The organism is Clostridium thermosuccinogenes, assembly GCF_002896855.1.
Classification (GTDB): domain Bacteria; phylum Bacillota; class Clostridia; order Acetivibrionales; family DSM-5807; genus Pseudoclostridium; species Pseudoclostridium thermosuccinogenes.
This window is the reverse complement of record NZ_CP021850.1, coordinates 2,239,502-2,258,967: the sequence shown is the minus strand read 5'-3', so window position 1 is coordinate 2,258,967 and position 19,466 is coordinate 2,239,502. Positions and strand designations below refer to the sequence as shown.

Below are 19,466 nucleotides of genomic sequence, written 5' to 3'. Positions count from 1 at the left end.
AGCCCGCTGAAGGGATATGGAAACAGGTTTTTTATCATAAGCCTGCCAAATTGGTTATTGCACCGGCAAAATCAATTACTTGTTTGCTGTACGAAACACTATCTTGGGCATGACTGTAATTTCCTCAAAATCAGCTTCCGGATTTTCTATCCGGAAGAGCAGCTGGTTTACCATTCGTTTTCCCAAAATACTGTTTTGCACATGCACAGTGGTGATGCCGTGCTGATCCAGCAAAAAGTCCTTGGAATCATCATATCCGGTCAGTATCGGGTTCCCGGAGAAATTATAGCGGCGGTCGTTCAACAGATTCAAAACCAAAAAGGCCACATAATCGTTGACACATACAAAGGCATCCGGCAGCTCCTTCAACCCGTTCAAAAAGGTACTTATTTCCGCCAGGTAAGAATCCTTGTCAATGGGCTTTGTAAAGCATAATTGGCTTTCCAGGGGAAGACCGTTATGCTCCATGGCGTTTACAAAGCCTTTCCATCGCATTGCGTTTGTCTGGGCATAGTGGATGTCCCCGATAAAGCCGATACGCCGGCATCCCTTTTTTATTAAATTGCTGGTTATGGATTCCACTGTTTTCTCGCCTTCCAGCAGCACAAGGTCTCCGTTTAAATCATTGACAGTAAACCCCGGAATGGTGTCTAAAAAGACCTTTGGCAGGCTGATCCTGCTCAAGGTGGAAATAAATTTTTCGTCGTATACGTTAATAACTATTATACCATCCGTCTTGTCGGCATTCAGTATGCTGGAAAGCTCCGACGATGGCACCTTCATGACATCGATGGGTAAGTAGTTCAACCTGACTTTGTTCAGCAAAAGCTCGCTGGCTATCTGATCCACAATCTGTGTCCAAAAGACCGATGTGTTTGCTCTTGCTGCGACCAGAGTTATGTTTTTGATATAGGGATCAAGGGATTGAGTGCCAGCTGTACCGGAGTCATTTTCCTGCTGCAGCTTTTCTATAGCTGCCAGCACACGCTGCACTGTTTCAGGAGCGACACCCGGTCGATTATTTAACACCTTCCAGACCGTGACTCTGGAAAGGGATAAAGAATCCGCAACTTGTTGTAACATAGTCTTTTTCATTAATCCTGCTTACCTCTCTAACTCACCAATGTTCATGCCTGAAATATATTTTGTACATTCCGCAAATCCTATAATTGTACAGGGATAGAAAAACTACAATCCTTTGAACCGGCGGAAAATCAATAAAACAGGCCTGACGTTTCCACAAAAATCCCTTGCTGGCCGTTCATCACTAGAATACTATAAGTTTGGAAAGAAAGCAATAATAAGTTTAACATCAAATTTAACAAAAAGTAAGCAATATTAGCGTATATTTTCACAATTGATAAATGGACTGCTGATCATCTTAAAAGCCAAGCATCAAGCTGGAAGTAACGGAAGTTATTCATTACAGCTTTTTATTGAAGGACAAAAAAAGGCTTCAGCGAAATTTAAAATGCCAAAATTCTAAATGTTAAAATATATTAAATTTCTTAACTCAATTTGTTAAATGCTATTGACAGTGCTGAAAAGTGACTGTATAGTAAAAATATAAGTGATTCTGTTTAGTTTAGTAATTATCAGTGCTTTCGGCATCAGCTTATTTAACTTTGAAAATGAAGCAAAAGTATTAAATTATGTTAAATTGTGATAAAAGGCAGGATGGATTTTCGGGCAGACCGGAACCGATGAAAAGGGCATGAGAGTTGCAAACATTAATAAAACTCAACATACGGGAGAAATGGATATGGGGTTGAGTACTGTGGAAAATCAAATATGACTTTGCAGATAAGTGGCGCCTTGTAAGGAGTTAGGCTCCACTTTATTTATTAACATTTAAAACCTGTCCGTTGCTTCATCGTATGCGCTCCATATCCCGATGCGGGGGCTGGAGGATTACTATGGATTCTCAAATGGCTAAGGCGGTATTTATCATGTTAACTATATTGAATATACATTTAACTTGAAATTAGTAGCGGAAAATGCGCTAGTTTAAGGGGGTAATCTATGCACATGTTTGGACTGGAAGAAGAGCAAATCCGGCAGGTTCAGCGGGATTTGGACGCAGTTCCCGTCCGGGATCACATCCGGCAGATTTTTGGTTCACTTCAAGGCTGCAGCAAAGAAGAAATCTTTTGTCTTCAATATCTCTATGCCTATATGCCGGCTGCGGATATAGCAACCTATGATGTGGAGCTTTTTCTAAAAAGCGTAAGGGATACGCTGGCAGCAGTACGCTCCGTACCATGGGGCAGCAGGATAACCGGTGAGTTGTTTTTTAATTATGTTTTGCCCCACCGTATAAACAATGAGGATCTGGTTGATTACCGGGAACAGCTTTTTAACGAGCTTTATCCCCGGATAAAAGACCTCTCCATGAAGGATGCAATTCTGGAGGTCAATTACTGGTGCCTGGAGAAGGCAACTTACAAAACCACAGACATGAGGACTAGTTCGCCGCTTGGCGTAATCCGCAATGCCTTTGGCCGCTGCGGAGAAGAATCGGTTTTATGTGTGGCTGCCTTAAGAAGTGTTGGAATTCCAGCCAGACAGTGTTTTACGCCGCGGTGGGCTCATTGTGATGACAATCATGCCTGGGTGGAGGCCTGGGCAGATGGTGAATGGCACTTTATTGGTGCCTGTGAGCCGGAGCCGGTACTGGACAAGGGATGGTTTACGGAATCGGCGAAGCGCGGGATGCTCATTCTTGCCAGGGTACCTTCCCGTTTGGTGTCGGATGAGCATGTCACTCATCAGACTCCGATTATGTCTCAAGTAAACATTATGAACAATTATGCAAAAACAAAAAAGCTCCGGGTGTTTGTAACCGATGAGGAGGGCAGACCTCTGGATGGAGCAGAGGTAAGGTTTGAGCTTATAAATTATTCAGAGCTTTTCCCGCTGGCAGTCTTAAAGACTGACTCTAAGGGAGAGGCATGCCTTATGACGGGCTTTGGGGATCTTTTCGTTCATGTGAGCAAGGACGGCCGCTTTGTTCATAAAAAAGCCGATCAATCCTGCTTGGAGCTGCACTTCTCCATGGCCGAAGCAAAAACAGAGGATACCGGCGAATTTGAACTGGATCTGGTTCCACCTCCCCAGTCTGCTGCATCGGATCCGGGAATTACACCGGAGATGGCAAAGCTTCATGAGGAACGGGTGGCAAGGGCCAACGAATTGAGGAGCGCTTTTGAAAGTACATTTATGCGCGGTGAAGCTGCCGACAAGTTTGCCGGCGGGTTTAGTGAGTACGGGCAGGAGATTAAGGAACTGGTTGCATCTTCCAACGGCAATCACAGGGAGATCGCATGCTTTTTGCAGGAAGATGACGGACTGCCTCTTAAATATAAGGTGATGCTGCTGAAATCCCTTCGCAAAAAAGACTTGTCGGATATCACCTGTTCCACGCTCCGAAACCATCTGAAAGGTGCTCTTGAGTATCAGAAATGCTATGATGAAGATCTGTTTGTCCGCTATATCCTTTGCCCATGGGTGTATTATGAGTTTATCACCGATTATCGGAGCTTTATTAACGGATACTTTGATGATAAGCTAAAAGAGGAGTTCTGCCGTGACCCTCGGAGCATACAGCGTTACATCACAGAAAACATCTCTGATTCCGGGGATAGGGATTATGGAATGATTACCGCTTCTCCGGAAGGACTTCTGAAATTGAAATACGGAAGCGCCATGTCCAGGAAAATACTCTTTGTAGCTATCTGCCGAACATTGGGTATTCCTGCCCGGATGAACGAGATTGACCGGAAAATCGAATACTGGAAAGAAAATGAGTGGCACACCATAGACAGCGGCAGCAGCCAACCTGTCAATCGCTGCTGCTCCTTGATTCTTAGAAAGAAGGCGCCGGACATACCCTTTGCCTATGAAAAGAATTTTACGGTGGCTCGGCTGGAAAACGGCGTTTATCACACTCTTGGACTCTATGACATCCCCTTTGAGGGAGACAGCCTCCGATATACGTTGGAGGAGGGACATTACCGCATAACTACGGCAAACCGCCTGAGAGATGGTTCAATCCTGGCAGCGTTCTACCATACAGAGCTGCGCCGGGGTGAGGAACGGGAGGTGGTGATAGACCTGCGGGAACCTGATATCACTGCAGGAGAAGCTGTTGCATTGCCTCAAATGCCGGTACTGACCCTGGATAAGAAACCAGCAGCCGCCCAGAAATTGCTCCGGACAGGAATAAGTTCGGCCATAGCATTCATAGAGGAAGGCATGGAGCCTACGGAACATCTTTTGAATGAAATTCTGGAGCAAAAAGCGGATTTTGCCAGGGAGCATGATCGTGTGCTGCTGATTCTTAAAGGCAGCGAATCTTTGGATAATCCCCTTCTTCGCAAAGTAAAGGATGAAACAGGGGTACTCGTTGCATTCCGTGACGACAGCAAGGATGCCTTTGACGCAGTGCTGGAAGCTTTGAATACCCAAATCTGCAGGCTTCCGCTGGTTCTTGGATTGGATGAGGATGGAAATTGTGTCTTCCATATCTCCGGATATAACGTAGGCACCGGAGATATGTTGCTGAGGCATTTTAGAAAAAAATCGGTATAAGAGAGGAGTGGTTTGAAATGATGCAGGAATGGTTTACAAAAGCAAAGCTGGGTATTTTTATCCATTATGGCATCTATGCGGTGGGAGATGTTTCCGAATCATGGTCCTTCCACAACGGGGTTATTTCCTATGAGGATTACATGAAACAGTGCGAAGGTTTTACTGCTTCAAAGTTTGATGCCAGAAAATGGGCGGAGCTTTTCAAGAAAGCAGGAGCAAAATATGTGGTGATGACTTCCAAGCATCACGATGGTGTTGCGCTTTTTGACACCAAATACAGCGATCTGAGCGTCGTGAAAAAGACACCGGCAGGCCGGGATATTGTCTCAGAGTACACTCAGGCAATGAGAGAGGCCGGTCTTAAAGTAGGGCTGTATTTCTCCCTCATAGACTGGTCAGATCCCCGCTATCGCAGCGTATATCCTGAAGGCGCGAAGCCTGAGGATTGCCTCAATGATATATACGGTTCTCCAGCAGGGGGGCCTGAAAATCCGGAGCTTTGGGAGGAGTTTCTCCAGTTCAACAATAACCAGATCCGGGAACTGATGACCAATTATGGTACTATAGATCTGCTCTGGTTTGACGGGGACTGGGAGCGCAGCGCGAAGCAGTGGAGAATGCCGGAATTCAGAGAATACCTGCATTCATTGAATCCCAATGTGGTACTCAATTCCAGGATGCAGGGTTATGGAGATTATGAGACGCCGGAGCTGAATATGCCTATTTATGGAATTGACAAACCTTGGGAATTCTGCACCACCATCAACTCTTCATGGGGTTACCGCCCATCGGATAACAATTATAAGACAAGCCGCCAGATTGTGCGTATGTTTTGCGACTGTTTGACACTGGGCGGAAACATGCTGCTCGATGTAGGACCTAAGGAGGATGGAACCCTTGATCCACGCCAAGAGAAAATTCTGCTCGATTTGGGAAGCTGGATTCATGATAATGAGGAGGCTGTATATGAGACAGGAAGGGGGCTGAATTACCATCAGTTCTTAGGTGGCAGCACCATTTCGGCAGATAAAAAGACCATTTATCTCTTTGTCTATGATAAGCCGCTGGAATACATCTGCGTCAAAGGGGTAAAAACCCGCGTAAAGCGCATCACAGTACTTCACACCGGAGAAGAACTTAAATGGCACTATACCGGAGGCTTGCCTTGGTTCGGCATACCAGGTACATTGTGGATAAAGGCAGATGAAATGCAATTGCATCCTTTAACTACTGTATTAAAAGTGGAACTGGAGGATGAAATCACCTATAATCTTGGACATGGAGAGGTTACCCATAATGAATGAAGATTTTCATTCAAGGGATTGCATTATAATTTGACGGAGTTACATAACTAAATTAAATTGCATATGGAAAGGTTGTGATTTGATGAATTACAGAATTCCACGACCCAACGTGGATGCTTTTAATCCGAAGGTTTACTACTGCAAAAGAGCAAAGGGCAAGCTGACCCTGGACGGCAATCTGGATAAGGAATTTTGGGCTGATGCTCCCTGGACTGATGATTTTGTAGATATCGAAGGGGATATACGTCCCAAGCCCCGTTTTCGCACCCGGGCAAAAATGCTGTGGGATGACGAAGCCATATACTTTGGAGCAGAACTAATGGGAGATGAGATCTGGAGCCACGTAACCAAAAGGGATGACGTGATCTTCCAGGACAATGACTTTGAAATCTTTATAGATCCGGATTCCGATACCCAGTGTTATTTCGAGTTTGAGATGAATGCCAGGAATACGGTGTGGGATTTGATCCTGACCAAAGCATACAGGGATGGCGGAAAGGCTATGAACGGTTTCGATTTGAAAGGTCTTCGCACCGCAGTGAAAATTGACGGCCGACTGAACGATCCCTCCGCTAATAATGTAAAGTGGACCTGTGAAGTGGTAATGCCTTTTGAGACGCTGACGGAGTGCTGTGGATATGGAGAAAAGGCTCCAAAGCCGGGAGATTACTGGAGGATCAATTTTTCCCGGGTGCAATGGAAGGTGGACGTAGTGGACGGCCAGTACAAAAAACGCATCGATCCTGAGACCGGAAAGCCACTTCCGGAGGATAACTGGGTATGGTCTCCTACCGGCATAATAAACATGCATTATCCGGAGCTGTGGGGTTTTGTTTTCTTCTGTGACGGTCAGGAAAATTATACCATACCGGAAGATGAAAAGCTTAAGTGGGAGCTGCGCCGCCTATATTATGAACAGCATGCCCATTATGATGAAACAGGACGTTTTACTGCGGATCTGAAGCCATTGAATCCGAACTTCAAACCGAAAATTCAGGTTACGGACAACTGGTTTGAGATGTCCTGTCCTTCCTCGGACGGTAAGCATGAGATTATCATATTTGCCGATGGCAAAACTATGTATAAATAACCGTTGTAAATATGCCGTTACCGTTTAGAAATTTCACCCATGGCACAGATTAGCCGTGGAAATGAAGGAAATATTTCCGGAGCTTCATAGAACTCTAAAACTGCCCTTTTCATAATATCCGGGATATAAATATCCGGAAATTTTCTTCAATATTGAAAGCGCAGATAAGAAACGAAAACCGGCAGGAGGTTGAAAGATATAATCTTTCGTGTCCTGCCGGTTTTTGCATGGGATTTTTAGAATAGGTAAACTCATAAAAACTACAAATCTGTTAAGCCATCAAAAGCATCAAAATATTATTCGGATGATAAACTTTATAATGCATTGATTTGCTGCTGATTACATGCTATATTATTGTGGTATATAGCATAGCAAAACCGAATTATGTAGCGGTTTCAGCAATATTATTACCCTGATCGACAGGATAATTGCCAATAATTGCCGCCTTATTAGGAAGCCGTATGTTTATTTCAGAAAAGTGGTATTGTTATACTTAAAAAGCGGTGAAAGACAGCAGGGACCTTGGAATGTGGAGTGCCGGGTGCAAAACTTCAAAAAAATAGAGAGAATTAAATAAAGAAGCTGTTGCCGGAGATAAAAACAGGCTTATACAGCAAAGATATCTCATTGGAAGGGAGGTAAACCTATGCCCAGAATCGCAGGGGAAACCAGTATTGAAAATAACGATAAAATAATTGCTATAGGAGCTTCTACGGGTGGAACGGAAGCTATTCACAAAATATTAAGATCACTTCCGTCGGATTTCCCCGGTATTGTCGTTGTACAACACATACCTCCATTTTTTTCCAGGTTGTTTGCCGAAAGGTTAAACAACACAACCAAGCTGAAGGTTAAGGAAGCTCAGACGGGGGAATATGTGGAAAAGGGACAAGTGTTTATAGCTCCGGGAGATAGACATATGAGAATTCGGAAAGTGGGGGGCAGGTACAAGGTTGAGGTGTTTCAAGGAGAGAAGGTTAACGGGCATTGTCCTTCCGTGGATGTTTTGTTTGAATCTGTGGCAAAGGAAGCGGGCAGCAATGCAATAGGCATAATCCTTACAGGTATGGGTCATGATGGCGCCAAAGGGCTTTTGTCCATGAGGGAAAATGGAGCGAGGACAATAGGGCAGGACGAAAAGTCCTGTGTGGTGTATGGAATGCCCAGGGTGGCATTTAATATTGGAGCTGTTGAAAAGCAGGCGCCTCTTGAACAGATACCGCAAATCCTGTTTTCGATGTTGTACTGAAAACGAAAATTCCTGCTTTTTCATGGCAGGATGCGCTATTTATTGGAATTGTTGCCACCTGGAAATAAACTTCAGATGAAGCAATAAAGAAGGAATGACATAAATAATCGGATACTGGATATATCCTTAACCGGACTATCTGGTTGAAAAAGTAAAAGAAGTATTATAGGGGTAATTCCGGGTGTTTCCAGTATTATATCATAGCAATATCGGAATACATTTCTTAAAATAACTGCCTGCCGAAATATTAATGCTGAAATGGCATTTAAAAACTCTTGAAAAGAGCTTTGGAAGGAAATGGGTTCGTAAATTTGGGTCAATTGAAAAGGTAATTTCCACTTTGCAAAAGTAAATTCCATGGATGCTGTTATCATTGAGAAAAATAGTAATTCAGCGGGTTTTGGATTAGTTTATTTAGGCAAATTTTTAATGCTTTTCAGTCAATAATAGGTTAAAATATGAAGTAGAGGAACAAAGCCAGCCCTTTTTTGGGTATATCAAACTAGAGGTGTGAAGATTAACTAACTTTTTGCAAGAGTAATTTCCACCCTGTTTGTAAATGCTTATAGAGTTGTGGCTGGTGGTGCCTCTGGTTATTTAATATTTATTTCTTAAGAAGGGATGAATGCAGGGTGACATTATCTGTCGGGATGAGTTCTACATTCATCCTTCTTAATATTTCTTCCCCGTAGAGCAATCCAAAAGCCCAATAAGGGGTTTTATCCCCGAGATTCAGTCGACTGTACGAGTTGATATGGTTCATCATAAGAGTTATGTCCCGCTGAGTAAACTCATCAAGAGAAGTACCCTTTGGGATAATGCGTCTAATCAAAGCATGGTTGTTTTCTGCTGCGCCTTTCTGGTAAGGAGCCAGCGGATTACAGTAGAATACACAGGTTCTGCGTTGCCCATGTGAATCGAATTCAATAGCGGACGGATTCGAGAACTCACTGCCGTTGTCACAAAGTAATACCGGGAACAATTTGCGGAAGGTATCCGGGCCTAGTTCCAGGTAAAGCTGATCAAAGATATCAATGACAGATTGGGAGGTATTAGCATCTCTAATGAATGCGAGCATGAGCTGTGGGACAGTAAAATGCAGTGTCAGCAGGACTTTGCCGCCTATTCTTCCTATTACCGTGTCCATTTCCACTACGGGAAGGTCCGGATGCTCTTGCATAAATTTAAGAAAGTCTTGATAAGTTCGGCCTATTCGGCATTTTTTATCCACTTTGAACTGGTCTTTTCCCTTTTTACGTCTGCCCATACGTACAACTCTTGGCATATCGATATTTTTTGCTGTAAAGATACCCTTGTCCACATAGTTGTAGAGTGTGCGTTCATCGAGCATGATTTCATCAGCATGGTTAATGCATATATGGTGGAGTGACTGGCCTTTAATTAGCAGCGGGCTAATAATGGAATCCAATCTTATCGCTTCTTCTTCAGTGATTTGTAAACCCTGACGGCACTCAGAGCGTACTGTCTCGTATTCTCTTTGTGCATGTGTTGCAGAATAAATCCTCTTCTCTAATGTACAAGACTGTTTGTCTTCACAACCATTACAAACATAGGGCGGCTTCGAAAGCTTGGGACAAATTTCCTGTTGATACTCATGACATAGTGATGAACACATGCGAGACTTGCAAGCGCGACAATAACGGCTACAACGCAAACTGCCGCAAAGATGCTTAACAGGGCAACCAATACGATGTTTACAATCATTGAACACTCTTCCATAACAGCCGGTTTTCCTAAATTGGATATGGTTCTTCACTTCCTTGGATATCGTGGTTGGGTCCTTTCCAAGCTCGCGTGCTATGCTTTTGAATGATTTCCTGCTGATTAACCTTTGTTCAATTATATTTCTTTCTTCCTGACTCAAATGTTTAAAGCCACGCATATATGTACCCCCTTCAGAGGCACCACCATATATATCATAGCTTTTTGAGAGACAATATTCCAGCTTTCACAAGAAAATAGGAACAGTGTGATCTTTGCAAAAGTAACTTCCACCTTTCTCATTTCTAGCGATTTGCAAAACTAAATTCCACTGTCTATGAATTTGGGGTGGAAATAACTTTTTCAATTAAACGTTCGTAAATTTGCCATGCAAATCCGAAGGATGGTATTGACAAAACACATAAATAAATGATATTATGTACTTGCAAGTACATAATAAAACGTTTTCAGACAGAATACTGATTTAAGCAGTCTAAATGTAGCAGGGATAACAGCTTTATTGGTATTATCAATAGAAAATTGCAGCTGGAGGCATCTGCCTTTTCACTGTTTGGCAAAATCTTTTTAGACGGTAAAAGGATAGAGGCAAAACCGATGTCGCATGTTCAATTAAAAAGTTTCCAGTATATCCAGCTTAGAAAAAGTTTTTAATACAGATCATTTTGAAAAGATAATACCGCTCCTTGGGAGCGGGCATGATGTGACCGCCGGTTTTTGATTTCGAAGCCTTAGCATGTTGTGGCGCCAAAGCATCTTTATAATAAGGATATTATGCTGAAAAATCAGGATGGTTTAAACTTATGGTAAGTATTCGTGATATTTCTTCAAAATGTGGGCTTTCTGTATCGACCGTAAGCAAGGCGTTGAACGGTTACAGCTATGTCAAGGAAGAAACCCGCCGCAAGGTGATTGAAACGGCAAAAGAACTGGGATATGTACCTAATGCAAGTGCCCGGGCTTTAAAAACCAACCGTACTTTCACCCTTGGAATATTGTTTGCGGACGACCAGCACAACGGGCTTACGCATTTGTATTTTTCCCATGTGCTCAACAGCTTCAAAAGCGAGGCTGAGGAGAGAGGCTATAATATAACATTTATCCATAAACGCTACGGCAAGCAGACGATAACCCTGCTGCAGAACTGCAAATTCAGGGGCATAGAAGGAGTTTGCATTGCCTGTGTAGAGCCGGATGAGCCTGAAGTGCAGGAACTTGCCGGAAGCGATGTGCCGGTGGTCAGCATAGACTATATTTTTCCCGGTTGTGGTTGCGTATTGTCCGATAACAGGAATGATATGTCTGAACTGGTGCGTTATGTGCATTCGAAGGGGCATAAAAAGATAGCCTTTGTCCACGGTACGGATTCTTATGTCACTCAACAGCGTATAAATGGCTATGTTGACACCATGAGGGGATTGGGCTTGGAGATAAAGCGGGAATACATGCTGGAAAGCCTGTATGCAAATCCCCATACGGCAAAAAAAGCCACTGAAAAGCTATTGAGGATGGAAGACAGGCCGACTTGCATTTTGCTCCCCGATGACGTATCGGCATTCGGAGCGATAGAAGCTATAAGGGAAGCCGGTTTAAAGGTTCCGGAGGACATTTCCATAACAGGATATGACGGTGTTGTGTATTCCCAACTTATCTATCCGAGACTGGCTACGATTCGTCAGGACACCGGCAGGATAGGAAGAGAAGCTGCAAAGCTGTTGATTTTCAATATAAAACATGCGCAAAATCCTAACTTGGTACCAATTGTCATAAAAGGAGAGCTGTTGGCGGAACAGTCGGTAGGATTTGCCCGTTGATTTCATAGACCGATTCAGCTAAATCATTTTTCTAGGGGTGAAATACTTATGGAAAGAGAGCATCAAAAAAACGGCTATGTTTTGATGAGTTTTCTTAGGACGATAATTATTTTGCTTTTGTTCTCTGCTGTGGTGCCTTCTCTAAATCCCGCCAGAATGAGCGGTTTAATCAATAAAAATTCTGCTCTGGTAACCATGTCCCTTTCTCGTTCTTCGATCATATCGGGATTTACCCGTGCCTTGAACAGAGGATGGGTTGAGAGGAAAACCCTTGATATGCTTTATATCTCCTCATTGCTGCTGCTTGTCGGCATAGCGGTGATAGCGGCAGGATGCTGCATTACGCTGGGAAAAAGACGGCTAAAAAGACTGGGGACCAAGATAATTGCAATAGCTTCAATTTTAAGCCTTATGCCGCTTTTGCTCTTGACGAGGGTTTATGATCAATTCTCCAGGACTGCCAATCCGGATAGAATAGAGCCTATGTTTGCAAAAGGTTTTTGGGTATTCCTGGGACTTCTTGCCTTAACTTTCCTCCTGGGCCTCATCAATACCATAACATTGCCTAAGCCTGTCCCGCAGGACAGGTATGAGATGGAGGCCAAATATAGACTGTTTTTGATGATGCTGCCTTTTGTCATACTCTGTTTCGTATTTTCCTATCTGCCTCTTTGGGGATGGAGATATGCGTTCTTTGACTATAAACCCGGTTCCGGCCTGACAAGGGAGAATTTTGTCGGCTTTAAATGGTTTACTTATTTGTTTGAGAACCCGGCAACCAGTGCCGATATACTGAGGGTGATAAGGAATACCCTGGCAATGAGCGGCCTTGGAATTATCACTTCATGGCTTCCCATGGCCTTTGCCATATTTCTGCTGGAGATAAGCGCCGGCAAATTTCGCAGAATTGTTCAGACCTTTTCCACCATACCGAATTTTATAAGTTGGGTGCTGGTTTATAGCTTCGCCTTTGCGCTGTTTTCCACAGAAGGCTTTGTAAATGCTGTTCTGGGAGATTTGGGGATTATTGAAAAAGGAACTAACTATTTGATGAGCAGCGAGCATATATGGCTGAAAATGTGGGCCTGGGGAACATGGAAAAGCCTCGGCTGGAATGCAATAATATATACAGCAGGAGCGGCAAGTATAGACCAACAATTATATGAAGCGGCAACTATAGACGGAGCCGGGCGGTTTAAAAGAATGTGGTATATTACGGTGCCCGGGCTGATGCCCACTTTCTTCGTATTGCTGTTGCTGTCCATAGCAGGTATATTGTCCAACGGCATGGACCAGTATTTTGTGTTCAAAAATGCAGCAAATAAGGATACCATAGAGGTTCTTGACCTTTATGTATATGTTTTGGGCCTTGGCAGCGGAGGCTCCGGGAATATACCTTTGGCAACCGTAGTGGGGATGTTGAAATCGCTCATCAGCATAACTCTGCTGTTTGGAGCAAACAGGGTGTCTAAATCTTTTCGAGGGGAGAGCATAATATAAGCCTCCTATAAAAAGCCTTCGGTTATTTTTAAACTCTATTGAGCAAGGGGTGCAAAAGCATGGAACCTGTGGCAGAAAATAAAAGGGGATTAATGCCTGGTGGTGTTGCGAAAAGAAGATTCAAGCTTTCTGCGGGGGACATTATATTTAGCATACTGAATTATATATTTTTCACTTTATTCACTTTAATATGTGTGTTCCCGTTTTACTATCTGTTCATCAACACGATAAGCGATAATGAGCTTGTACGTACCGGTCAAATTAAATGGTACCCTGTGGGGATTCATTTCAACAATTATATATCCCTGGTCAATGTGAACAGTCTCGGCACATCGGTTCTGGTATCGGTGGGAAGGACTATTCTGGGCACGTCCTTCATGGTTGCGGCTTCAGCCTTTGTCGGCTACCTGGTAACAAAAAAGGAAATGTGGGGACGCAGGTTTATTTACCGCCTTTTCATTGTTACCATGTATTTTAATGCCGGACTTATACCATGGTATATGAACATGTCCATGCTGGGGCTTACAAACAATTTCTGGGGATATGTGATTCCGGGAATAGTTGCGCCGTTTAATATAATACTGGTTAAGACCTATATTGAATCTATTCCGTCGGAGTTGGAAGAAAGCGCATTTATAGACGGCGCCGGATATTTGACGATATTCACCCGTATAATTTGGCCGTTGAGTAAGCCTATTTTGGCGACTATTGCTATTTTTGGCGCTGTAGGGCACTGGAACAGCTTTACCGATTCTATGATACTGATGTCAGGAAAACCTGAGCTATATACGCTGCAATACAGGCTGTATATTTATCTTACCAGCACATCAAATCTTTCGGCGCTCATGAATTCAGGAGGCTCAGTAAACACCAGCGTTTTAAATTCTGTTTTGAATGCCAGGACAGTTAAGCTGACGGTAGCTATGGTCACAATTCTTCCTATATTGTTGGTTTATCCCTTTATGCAGCGCTATTTCATAAAAGGGATCATGATTGGTGCTGTAAAAGGTTAACTCCGTAATGGATGCTGCTGCTTCATGCTGATGCTGTCTTCATTTATCGCGCCTGCCAAACGGAATATGAGGCTTTATGCGCAGCTCAAAGGCGCGAAATTCAAAATAAAAATTAAAAAGGGAGGAATCTGGATGAAAAAAATGAAAAATTTTTTAGCTGTTCTGCTCCTTTTCTGTATGGCTCTCTCAGTGATGGCCTGCGGTGGAGCTAAGAATGGGCAGGACAGTACGACAGAACCTTCAGGCACAAGTGAAGCTTCGAAAGATGACACCGGCGGGAGCTCTGAGGAAGGTGCAAAGGACAACCTGGCTGATATAATCCCGAAGGATACGATAACGCTCGATGTATATACTCAGCTGGCAAACTACTCGGGGGAACAGATTGGCTGGTTTGGCCAGGTGATAAAAGAGAAATTTAATGTAAAGCTGAATATCATCAACGAAGGGGAGGGAACTTTCGCTACCCGTATGGAGTCCGGCAATCTGGGAGATATAGTGGTATTTGGCAATGACAGCGATGAATACTTGCAAGCCATCAACGCAGGGCTTTTGCTGGACTGGGAAGAAGACAATCTGCTCCAGGATTACGGGGCATACATCAAGGAAAACATGCAGAAGGCTCTGGAAAAGAACAAAAAAATCTCTCCCGACGGGAAACTGTATGGCTTCGGACACAATGTGGGAAGCAGCTCCAGCGAGCATGAGGCGTTCTTCTATCGCCCGGATATCCGGTGGGATCTGTATAAGAAGCTGGGCTATCCTGAAGTAAATACACTGGAGGATTTTGTTGATCTGTTGGAGAAAATGGTACAACTAGAGCCGACTTCTGATACGGGCGGAAAAACTTACGGTGTTTCCCTTTTCCCGGACTGGGACGGAAATATGGTAATGATGGTCAAGGCTACAGGGGCGCTTTATGGATATGATGAATTCGGATTTGGACTTTATAATGTTAACACCCAGACTTACGAGGATGCCTTGAAAAAAGACGGAATGTATCTACGAGCCTTAAAGTTCTATAACCAACTGTACCAGCGAGGCCTGCTGGATCCTGACTCCATGACCCAGACCTATGACGAGATGATAGAAAAGTACAAAACCGGCGCTGCATTTTTCAATATATTTGACTGGATGGCCAGCGGCGTATACAACAACGATGATCATCTGGACAAGGGCAAAGCTATGATGCCTCTGGCTGCCAATGACCAAAAGAATTTATGCTATGGACTCAATATCAACGGAGGCAATCGCGTATGGACGATAGGCGCCAAAACAAATTATCCTGAGCTATGCATGGCGATAATCAACTGGTTGTCAACGCCGGAGGGGACGATGGTCAGTTTCTATGGGCCAAAAGGTGTAACCTGGGATTACGACGATCAGGGAAGGCCATATCTGACAGAATTAGGTGAGGCCACCCAGAAAGATGGGGAGACTCAGATGACAAATGGTTACAGCGGAACTTTTAACGATGGCACAAACAAAATAAACAATACCACATGGTCGAAGGATGCTGTAAACCCCGAAGCTTCCAACGGGGATACGTACAATTCTAACCGGTGGGAAACCAGGCTTTCCAGGCCGGTCAAGGAAATTGAGCAGGATTGGAGGAACTTTACCGGCGCCCTGGACGTAAATGAATACCTGGAAAAGAACGGCTATATTTCCATATCTATCGGCACCAGTTATTCCGAGCCGCCAAAAAGCGATGAACTGACTTTTAAATGGAATCAAGTAGCCGAAACTATCAAGACTTATTCGTGGAAGGCTATTTATGCCAAGAATGATGACGAGTTTGAATCCATTGTGGAAGAGATGATACAGAAAGCCAATGACTACGGATACCAGCAGTGCGTGGAATTCCAGCAGGAGCAGGCGAGAATCAGGACTTCCTTGGAGAATGAATCCAAGCAATAGAAAGAAAAAAGAATAGAGTTGCAATCCTTTGATATTTTCAGGATGAGGGCTTTCGGATTTTTCACAAAGCCCTCATTCCTTTCAACCATGGTACGATGAAGTCAGGATAGAACTGAGAAAAGGCTATACAGCCGCCAAGGACATGGTCAGCAGCAGCGTCATTGAAGGATGGCAGGAAGGTGACAGGCTGATTTTAAACTTAAGGCTCTCTCCCGGGGCAAACAGGGTAATTAAATTGATTAAACAATCCTCTGTATAAGATTAGCGATAATTCGGTTTAAGTAAACTCGTTTCGCCCGGGGATTCGGCTAGGTCTTGCAATTTCCGCCGTGCAAGGCGGTCATTGTTGCTTACGTCTATTTGACTCCCCCCACTTTATTAATTTTTAGTAATTAATGGAAAGGAGATCGGTATGGTAAATTTTAAAAAGTTATTTGTGGTATTGATGGTTCCTGCCATTTTGTTGTCGGACATGGCATCATTGAATGTGAAAGTGGAAAATGAAAAGGATGACAGCGGGAAGAAGACAGTTTCCCAAGCCTATGTGGACAAGATGAATCCGGGATGGAACCTGGGTAACACTTTTGATTCCTTTGACACAGGTGGAGACAGGGGGGAAACAAGCTGGGGAAATCCGCCGGTAACGAAGGAACTGATTAAAGCTATTAAAGATCAGGGATTTAACAGTATTCGTATGCCTTTTACCAGTGTTATGCGGACGGGAGATGCGCCGGATTACAAAATAGATGAAGAATTTTTAAACCGCTATGCCGAGGTGGTTAAATGGGCTTTGGATGAAGGGTTGTACGTGGTTGTCAATTTGCATCATGATTCATGGAACTGGGCATACAATATCGGCTCCGATGACGGCGATGCCCTGGAAAAATTCTCAGCACTCTGGACCCAGCTGGCCGAATATTTTAAAAATTATCCGGAGCAGCTCAGCTTCGAGGCGCTGAATGAGCCTTATTTTAACGGGGAAACTGAAACACAGCTGAAAATCCTGGACACAGTAAACAGGACTTTTTATCAGATTGTAAGAGAATCCGGAGGTATGAACGCAACCCGTATGCTGTTGCTGCCTACCTTAAACACAAACGACAGCGAGGATCGGTGTGCTTCCCTTTATGAGACAATTCAGTCCCTTAATGATGAAAACATCATAGCTACTTTCCATTATTACGGTTACTGGCCTTTCAGCACAAATATCGCCGGGACCACCACAATGGATGCAACGGTTGTTTCCGAGCTGGAAGCCGCCTTTGACCGGGTATACAACCAGTTTACAGCAAAGGGGATCGGCACCATCTGCGGCGAATATGGGCTGCTGGGCTTTGACAAATCCTTAGGAGCAGTTGAGCATGGCGAAGTGCTGAAATATTTCGAGTACATAAACTATTATGCCAAACAAAAGAACATTCCTCTGATGCTCTGGGATAACGGTCAGCATATGAATCGTACGACCTATGAGTGGAGCGACCCAACCCTGTACAATACCATAAAGGCCTCCTGGACGGGAAGAAGCTCCTATACTGAAACGGATCGCATATTCATCAGCGGTGACGAGAGTTCAAAGGATATTACCGTGAAGATGATCTTTAATGGCAACAGATTAAAATCCATCCATGATGGAGACAGATACCTGGTCCGGGGTGAGGATTATCTTCTGGAAAGGGATATTCTTACTTTAAAGGGCAGTTATATTGAGAGCATCCTTACAGATAAATACGGTCAAAATGCGGCCCTGAAATTTCAGTTTTCATCCGGTGCTGACTGGAACCTGTTTATCAACCGTGTGAAAAAACCGGTGGCTTACGGCGCTATTGGCGATAGCAGAGGGTTCAGTTTCACAGTTAATTTCAACGGGGATGTATTGACTACACTGGAGGCTGCTTATGAAGACGGTTCCGGAGCAGGTCCCCAGAATTGGACTACCTACAAGGAATATGATTATGCTTTCCATGTGGATTACGGCAAAAACAAGGTAATCCTTACGGATAAGTTTTTTGCAGAAACGAAGGATGGGGAAGTCTATTTGACTCTGCATTTTCAAAGCGGGGAGATGCTGAAATACAAGATAAGGAAAATAGGTAACAGGATATCGGGCTCGAGGATTTAAAATGATGCTGATATTATGCGGGATGATGATGTTGAAATTTCGGTAAAAAATTAGCTTTAAGAAAAGAAATCCATGAAAAAGCTGCCGTGCCGCAGGAGAAAAAGATACTTCTAAGTGATTATGGATTTGAAAGGTATTGGCAATGAATATGAATTTAAATCGGTTTTAGGAGGAAGCTTGTATCGGTTTCCTTTACTTTTATTTGTGCGACAAACCGGTTATAATAAGCAGGAATAAAAATTTTTATATAGAATAAATACCAATATCCGTAATATGAATAAAGAAATAAGGCATAAGATTGTTGGGAGGTTTTCATATGCAAAAAGCTGTAGAGTTGCAAAGCCGTGGGCTTACCTTGAGAGGTATGCTGCATGTGCCGGAAAATCATGAAGGAAAGGTTCCGGTTGTTCTTATTTTTCATGGGTTTACAGGAAACAAGATGGAGCCTCATTTTATATTTGTTAAGCTGTCGAGGCTTTTGGAGAGCAAAGGTATTGCCAGCGTAAGGTTTGATTTTGGAGGAAGCGGAGAAAGTGACGGAGATTTTGTGGATATGACCTTGTCCGGGGAGCTGCAGGATGCCATTAATATCCTGGATTATGCCAAAACTCTGGATTTTGTGGATACATCAAGAATCGGTGTGGTCGGGCTGAGCATGGGGGGAGCTGTCGGAGGAATGCTGGCCGGAGAAAGGAAGGAAGATATCCGTGCCCTTTGCTTATGGGCGCCGGCGGGCAACATGAAGGAAGCAATATTGTCCCGCTATAGTGATGAGAACCTCTCAGCGCTAAATAAATCCGGATATATAGATTTGGGAGGCCTGTTGCTGGGGAAAGGCTTTGTGGAAGATATAATGAAGGTTGATATAATAGGAAAAACAGCCCAATATGATAAGAATGTGCTTATTCTGCACGGAGATAATGATACGGCTGTTCCGGTGGAGACGTCGGATAGATACTTGGAAGTCTTTGAAAAAAGATGTCTTTTGCACATTATAGAGGGTGCAGATCATACGTTCAATCGTAAGAATTGGGAAGATGAAGTGCTGGAGCACACAGCCGCCTTTTTGCAGGAAGAGTTCAAAATGCTGTAAAAATCCGCACCTACACTGGCAGCCATGAAAGTTTTGA

Annotated in this window: 11 protein-coding genes and 1 pseudogene; 10 read left to right on the top strand and 2 right to left on the bottom strand. The window is 43.7% G+C overall.

Translation table 11 applies throughout. The annotated features are described in order from the left end of the window. Window positions 1-75 precede the first annotated feature (75 nt). The gene (locus tag CDO33_RS09860; protein ID WP_161496697.1) at window positions 76-1,083 is read right to left on the bottom strand and encodes a LacI family DNA-binding transcriptional regulator; all 1,008 of its coding nucleotides are present in this window, start codon (window positions 1,081-1,083) and stop codon (window positions 76-78) included. 939 nt (window positions 1,084-2,022) lie between these two features. On the opposite strand from CDO33_RS09860, the gene CDO33_RS09855 reads away from it, so the two are divergent. The 4 genes and pseudogenes from CDO33_RS09855 to CDO33_RS09840 form a co-directional block, all read left to right on the top strand. After that, a complete protein-coding gene (locus CDO33_RS09855; protein WP_103080714.1) occupies window positions 2,023-4,590 on the top strand; it encodes a transglutaminase-like domain-containing protein in 2,568 nt (855 codons plus the stop codon). 17 nt (window positions 4,591-4,607) lie between these two features. Next, on the top strand, window positions 4,608-5,894 hold the full coding sequence (locus CDO33_RS09850) for an alpha-L-fucosidase (protein WP_103080713.1): 1,287 nt from the start codon (window positions 4,608-4,610) through the stop codon (window positions 5,892-5,894). An 82-nt stretch (window positions 5,895-5,976) separates the two neighbouring features. Further along, entirely contained in the window at window positions 5,977-6,984 is a 1,008-nt protein-coding gene (locus CDO33_RS09845; RefSeq protein WP_103080712.1) for a carbohydrate-binding family 9-like protein, read from the top strand. 676 nt (window positions 6,985-7,660) lie between these two features. After that, a pseudogene (locus CDO33_RS09840) lies at window positions 7,661-8,233 on the top strand (CheB methylesterase domain-containing protein); the annotation flags it as partial. Between the two features lie 604 nt (window positions 8,234-8,837). On the opposite strand, the gene CDO33_RS09835 reads toward CDO33_RS09840, so the two are convergent. After that, window positions 8,838-10,136, bottom strand: coding sequence for an IS30 family transposase (locus CDO33_RS09835; RefSeq protein ID WP_103083328.1), 1,299 nt, complete (start codon window positions 10,134-10,136; stop codon window positions 8,838-8,840). A 640-nt stretch (window positions 10,137-10,776) separates the two neighbouring features. On the opposite strand from CDO33_RS09835, the gene CDO33_RS09830 reads away from it, so the two are divergent. The 6 genes from CDO33_RS09830 (at window position 10,777) to CDO33_RS09805 (ending at window position 19,429) form a co-directional block, all read left to right on the top strand. After that, complete coding sequence (locus CDO33_RS09830; RefSeq protein WP_103082196.1) at window positions 10,777-11,787, top strand: LacI family DNA-binding transcriptional regulator; 1,011 nt, start codon at window positions 10,777-10,779, stop codon at window positions 11,785-11,787. 48 nt (window positions 11,788-11,835) lie between these two features. Beyond that, complete coding sequence (locus CDO33_RS21570) at window positions 11,836-13,287, top strand: ABC transporter permease (protein WP_338053257.1); 1,452 nt, start codon at window positions 11,836-11,838, stop codon at window positions 13,285-13,287. A gap of 59 nt (window positions 13,288-13,346) precedes the next feature. After that, the gene (locus CDO33_RS09820; protein WP_103082195.1) at window positions 13,347-14,300 is read left to right on the top strand and encodes a carbohydrate ABC transporter permease; all 954 of its coding nucleotides are present in this window, start codon (window positions 13,347-13,349) and stop codon (window positions 14,298-14,300) included. Between the two features lie 132 nt (window positions 14,301-14,432). Continuing rightward, window positions 14,433-16,217 (top strand): type 2 periplasmic-binding domain-containing protein, encoded by a 1,785-nt coding sequence (locus CDO33_RS09815; protein WP_242973918.1) that lies wholly within the window; start codon window positions 14,433-14,435, stop codon window positions 16,215-16,217. 412 nt (window positions 16,218-16,629) lie between these two features. Beyond that, a complete protein-coding gene (locus CDO33_RS09810; RefSeq protein ID WP_103082194.1) occupies window positions 16,630-18,336 on the top strand; it encodes a cellulase family glycosylhydrolase in 1,707 nt (568 codons plus the stop codon). A 316-nt stretch (window positions 18,337-18,652) separates the two neighbouring features. Next, the gene (locus CDO33_RS09805; RefSeq protein WP_103082193.1) at window positions 18,653-19,429 is read left to right on the top strand and encodes an alpha/beta hydrolase; all 777 of its coding nucleotides are present in this window, start codon (window positions 18,653-18,655) and stop codon (window positions 19,427-19,429) included. Window positions 19,430-19,466: the final 37 nt, after the last annotated feature.

What these genes read in the sequence shown, in the direction of transcription:
- CDO33_RS09860 (WP_161496697.1), bottom strand. Translation starts at nt 1,083, where the DNA reads ATGTTACAACAAGTTGCGGATTCTTTATCCCTTTCCAGAGTCACGGTC.
- CDO33_RS09855 (WP_103080714.1), top strand. Translation starts at nt 2,023, where the DNA reads ATGCACATGTTTGGACTGGAAGAAGAGCAAATCCGGCAGGTTCAGCGG.
- CDO33_RS09850 (WP_103080713.1), top strand. Translation starts at nt 4,608, where the DNA reads ATGATGCAGGAATGGTTTACAAAAGCAAAGCTGGGTATTTTTATCCAT.
- CDO33_RS09845 (WP_103080712.1), top strand. Translation starts at nt 5,977, where the DNA reads ATGAATTACAGAATTCCACGACCCAACGTGGATGCTTTTAATCCGAAG.
- CDO33_RS09835 (WP_103083328.1), bottom strand. Translation starts at nt 10,136, where the DNA reads ATGCGTGGCTTTAAACATTTGAGTCAGGAAGAAAGAAATATAATTGAA.
- CDO33_RS09830 (WP_103082196.1), top strand. Translation starts at nt 10,777, where the DNA reads ATGGTAAGTATTCGTGATATTTCTTCAAAATGTGGGCTTTCTGTATCG.
- CDO33_RS21570 (WP_338053257.1), top strand. Translation starts at nt 11,836, where the DNA reads ATGGAAAGAGAGCATCAAAAAAACGGCTATGTTTTGATGAGTTTTCTT.
- CDO33_RS09820 (WP_103082195.1), top strand. Translation starts at nt 13,347, where the DNA reads ATGGAACCTGTGGCAGAAAATAAAAGGGGATTAATGCCTGGTGGTGTT.
- CDO33_RS09815 (WP_242973918.1), top strand. Translation starts at nt 14,433, where the DNA reads ATGAAAAAAATGAAAAATTTTTTAGCTGTTCTGCTCCTTTTCTGTATG.
- CDO33_RS09810 (WP_103082194.1), top strand. Translation starts at nt 16,630, where the DNA reads ATGGTAAATTTTAAAAAGTTATTTGTGGTATTGATGGTTCCTGCCATT.
- CDO33_RS09805 (WP_103082193.1), top strand. Translation starts at nt 18,653, where the DNA reads ATGCAAAAAGCTGTAGAGTTGCAAAGCCGTGGGCTTACCTTGAGAGGT.